This is a genomic window from Methylocystis sp. (assembly GCF_021731785.1).
Classification (GTDB): Bacteria; Pseudomonadota; Alphaproteobacteria; order Rhizobiales; family Beijerinckiaceae; genus Methylocystis.
Map to the genome: position 1 here is coordinate 1 of NZ_JAKFWS010000079.1, position 3847 is coordinate 3847.

The 3847-nt window shown below is 64.1% G+C and carries 4 protein-coding genes and 1 pseudogene; all 5 read left to right on the plus strand.

The window, feature by feature from the left end; translation table 11 throughout:
- Positions 1–453 (plus strand): annotated as a pseudogene (locus QZ964_RS13515) (c-type cytochrome); the annotation flags it as partial.
- 292 nt (positions 454–745) lie between these two features.
- Positions 746–880 (plus strand): 50S ribosomal protein L34, encoded by a 135-nt coding sequence (gene rpmH, locus QZ964_RS13520; protein ID WP_196391618.1) that lies wholly within the window; start codon positions 746–748, stop codon positions 878–880.
- A gap of 32 nt (positions 881–912) precedes the next feature.
- On the plus strand, positions 913–1338 hold the full coding sequence (rnpA, locus tag QZ964_RS13525; RefSeq protein ID WP_292532178.1) for a ribonuclease P protein component: 426 nt from the start codon (positions 913–915) through the stop codon (positions 1336–1338).
- Positions 1335–3116, plus strand: a complete 1782-nt coding sequence (yidC, locus tag QZ964_RS13530) for a membrane protein insertase YidC (protein WP_292532179.1) — start codon at positions 1335–1337, stop codon at positions 3114–3116. The genes rnpA and yidC overlap by 4 nt, the downstream gene beginning before the upstream one ends.
- Entirely contained in the window at positions 3113–3766 is a 654-nt protein-coding gene (gene yihA, locus QZ964_RS13535; protein ID WP_196404244.1) for a ribosome biogenesis GTP-binding protein YihA/YsxC, read from the plus strand. The genes yidC and yihA overlap by 4 nt, the downstream gene beginning before the upstream one ends.
- The last annotated feature ends 81 nt before the right edge of the window (positions 3767–3847 follow it).

The following is a 3847-nucleotide window of genomic DNA, read 5'->3' on the forward strand; positions in this document are numbered from 1 at the left end:
GCGCTTTTCACCGGCAAGGCCGGCTGCTCCGCCTGCCACGCGATTGGACCTGAGACGGCGCTGTTCACGGATCAGTCCTGGCACAACACAGGCGTCGCGTTTCGCTCCGGGGCGAGGGGCGGCGAAAGGCTGGTGCAGCTCGCGCCCGGGGTTTTCCAAAATGTCGACATCGCCGCGATCGGCCTGGCGCAGACCGGCGCGCCCAGCGACGTCGGCCGTTTCGAGATCACCAATGCGCCGGCCGACCGTTGGGCCTATACGACGCCGATGCTGCGCGGCGTCAGCGAGAGCGCGCCCTATATGCACGACGGAAGCCTGAGGACGCTTGCCGAGGTCATCGAGTTCTACGATCGCGGCGGGGGCGCCAATCCGTCGCTCGACCCTAAAATCCGTCCGCTGGAGCTGACTCCAGACGAAAAAGCGGCGATCGTCGCCTTTCTCGAGGCGCTTTGACTCGGAGACCGGCGGGCGAGAACGCGCCGATCATCCGTCGCGCCGCATTCGGGCATTTTCGCGCGGCGCCGGCGCAAAACCGGCGGGACGAACATTGACTTGAACCTGCGCTTTCTCCTATATGCCTGCGATCGGCGCCGCTCCAAAAGGGGCGGCGAATGTTTTGTGACGGCTGTGCGCCGTCGCGGGCGCCGAAACTTTTTTGAGCTGTCTGCGGCGCGGCCGTCGACGGCGACAGGCAAGACGAGCGCGGGAGCCGGGCGCAAGCCCCTTTCGCCAGCGGAGAAAAACGGTGAAACGGACATTTCAGCCCAGCATCATTGTGCGCAAGCGCCGTCACGGCTTTCGCGCCCGCATGGCCACGGTCGGCGGCCGCAACGTTATCGCGGCGCGGCGCGCCCGCGGACGCAAGCGCCTCTCGGCCTGATCCGGCTCGATGCGGACGAGGCGGATGACTGCATGAAGGCGCAAGTCCCCGCCGAAGATGAGAAGGCCTCGCGCCCGGAGACTCTGCGCCGGCGCAAAGATTTCGTGCGTACTGCGCGCGGCGCGCGAGTCGCCATGCCCGCCTTTACGGTGCAGATGGCGCCGCGGGAACTCACGGACTCGCATGCGCCGGCCCGTTTCGGCCTCACCGTTACGCGGAAGGTCGCGGGCGCGGTGGGTCGCAACCGCATTCGCCGCAGGCTCCGCGAGGCGCTGCGGCTCGGCGGCGCCCTTGGCGCGAAGCCTGGTCGCGATTACGTCTTCGTCGCGCGGCCCGTGTCCCTCTCCGCGCCATTCGCCGAACTGCTCGCGCAGATGACCGAAGGACTCGCCAGGTTGAATGATCGCGGCGCGGCGCGCCCGAGACGCAAACAGGAAGACAGGCTTACGCGGCCATGAGTGAAAACATCAAGAACATGATCCTCGCCGCGGCGTTGTCGCTGGTCTTCATCGGCCTGTGGGACTATTTTTACGCCTTCCCCGAGATCGACAAGCAGCGCCGGGCGCAGACGCAGCAGGAGCAGATCGCCAAGGTTCCTCAGCTCGGCGCGCCCGAGCGGGTCACAGCCGGCCAGCCTCCCGTAAAGGCCGCGCCCAAGACACGCGCTGAAGCGCTGGCGCTGAGCCCCCGGATCGCCATCGACACCAGATCAATCTCCGGCTCGATCGCGCTGAAAGGCGGACGCATCGACGACGTCTCCTTGAAGAATTATCGCGAGACCGTCGACCCCTCGAGTCCGATCATCACGCTGCTCTCGCCCGAGGACGGCCCCAGCCCCTATTACGCGGAACTCGGCTATCTGACCGCCGAAACGGAAAATGCGCCCGTTCTGCCGACCACCGAGACGCTGTGGACCGCGGATGCCGACGGGCTGACGACGGCAAAGCCGGTGACGCTGACCTGGGACAATGGCCACGGCCTCGTTTTCAAGCGCGTCATCTCGGTCGACGACGAATATCTCTTCACCGTCAAAGACAGCGTCGAGAACAAAGCGGGCGCCGCCGTCACGCTTTTTAACTACGCGCGCATCAGCCGCGTCGGCCACCCGCCATCCGCGGGCTACGCGGCCCTGCATGAAGGCTTCGTCGGCGTCATCGGCGACGCGGGACAGGAAGTCACCTACGACAAGATCGAGAAGGAGGACAACGCGGTCACGACCTACAAGGGCGTCGGCGGCTGGGTTGGACTGACGGACAAATATTGGGCCGCCGTGGTCGCTCCCGACCAGAATCTGCCTATGGAGGCGCGCTACGCCTCGATGGGCGGCGCGGTGAAGACCTATCAGGCCGATACGGTCAGCGACAAGAAGACGATCGAGCCCGGGAAATCGGCGGAGGCGACGACCTATGTCTTCGCCGGCGCCAAGGTCGTCGACGTGCTCGACGCCTATAAGACGAATCCTGGCCTGAAGCGTTTCGATCTTCTCATCGACTGGGGATGGTTCTACTTCATCACCAGGCCGATGTTCCGGCTGATCGACTTCCTTTACAAGCTCTTGGGGAACTTCGGCCTCGCCATTCTGGCGGTGACCGTTGTCGTCAAGCTCGCCTTCCTGCCGCTCGCCAATAAAAGCTATCAGTCGATCGCCAAAATGAAGGCGATTCAGCCAAGAATCAAAGAGCTGAAGGAAAAATACGGCGACGACAAGCACAAGTTCAACACGGAGCAGATGGAGCTCTTCAAGCGGGAGAAGGTTAACCCCGCGAGCGGCTGTCTGCCGGTGATCGTGCAGATCCCGGTGTTCTTCTCGCTCTATAAGGTGCTGGTCGTGACGATCGAAATGCGTCACGCGCCGTTCTTCGGCTGGATCCATGACCTCTCGGCGCCGGACCCGACCAATGTCTTCAACCTGTTCGGGGTGCTGCCTTTCGACCCGACGCATGTTGCGATCTTCGGCCCCTATCTCGCGCTCGGCGTCTGGCCGCTGCTGATGGGCGTCTCGATGTGGCTGCAGATGAAGATGAATCCGGAGCCCGCCGACGAGATTCAGAAGACGATGTTCGCCTGGATGCCGGTGATCTTCACCTTCACCATGGGCGGCTTCGCCTCCGGCCTGCTGATCTACTGGACGTGGAACAATCTCCTGTCGATCGTCCAGCAGGGGGTCATCATGAAGCGCGCCGGCGTGAGGTTCGAGTTCTGGGACAATCTGCGCAAGACGTTCCAGAGAGCGTGACCGAATCCGACTTCACCGAACCGGGCCGGCTGCTCTTTGCCGGCCCCTGCGACTTCATCTTCGCGAGCGTCAAGGCGAGCGATCTGCCGCCGATCGGCCCGCCGGAGATCGCTTTCGCAGGGCGCTCCAACGTCGGCAAATCCTCGCTCCTCAACGCGTTGACGAACCGCAAGACGCTCGCGCGCGTCTCGAACACGCCGGGGCGCACGCAGCAGCTCAATTTCTTTGCGCTTGGCGGCGCGCCAGGCGCCGAGCGGCTGCGTCTCGTCGACATGCCCGGCTACGGCTATGCGGCGGTCGGCAAGGAGAAGGTGGCGAACTGGTCGCAGCTGATGCGCGACTATCTGAAGGGAAGAGCCAGCCTCGCCCGCGTCTTCGTGCTCGTCGACGGGCGCCGCGGCGTGAAGCCACTCGACGAAGAGATGTTCGATCTCCTCGATCAGTCGGCCGTCTCCTATCAGGTCATTCTGACCAAGCATGACGAATTGAAGATCGCCGAGCGCGACGAGGTCCTCGCCGCAACGATGAAGGCGCTGGAGAAGCGCCCCGCCGCCTTTCCTGAAGTGATTTTCACCTCGGCGCAGAGCGGCGAAGGAATTCCCGAGCTTCGCGCCGCGATCGCAAAGCTCCTGGCCGAACGAAACGCTTGAATGCGACGGGCGGGGCGGGCTAGGTCAATTTAGAACCCCCACCCCAACCCTCCCCCGCTTCGCGGGAGAGGGAGTAGATTC

Bases quoted from the DNA above. Each gene is read 5' to 3' on its own strand.
- rnpA (WP_292532178.1), top strand. From the start codon at position 913: ATGAAGGCGCAAGTCCCCGCCGAAGATGAGAAGGCCTCGCGCCCGGAG.
- yidC (WP_292532179.1), top strand. From the start codon at position 1,335: ATGAGTGAAAACATCAAGAACATGATCCTCGCCGCGGCGTTGTCGCTG.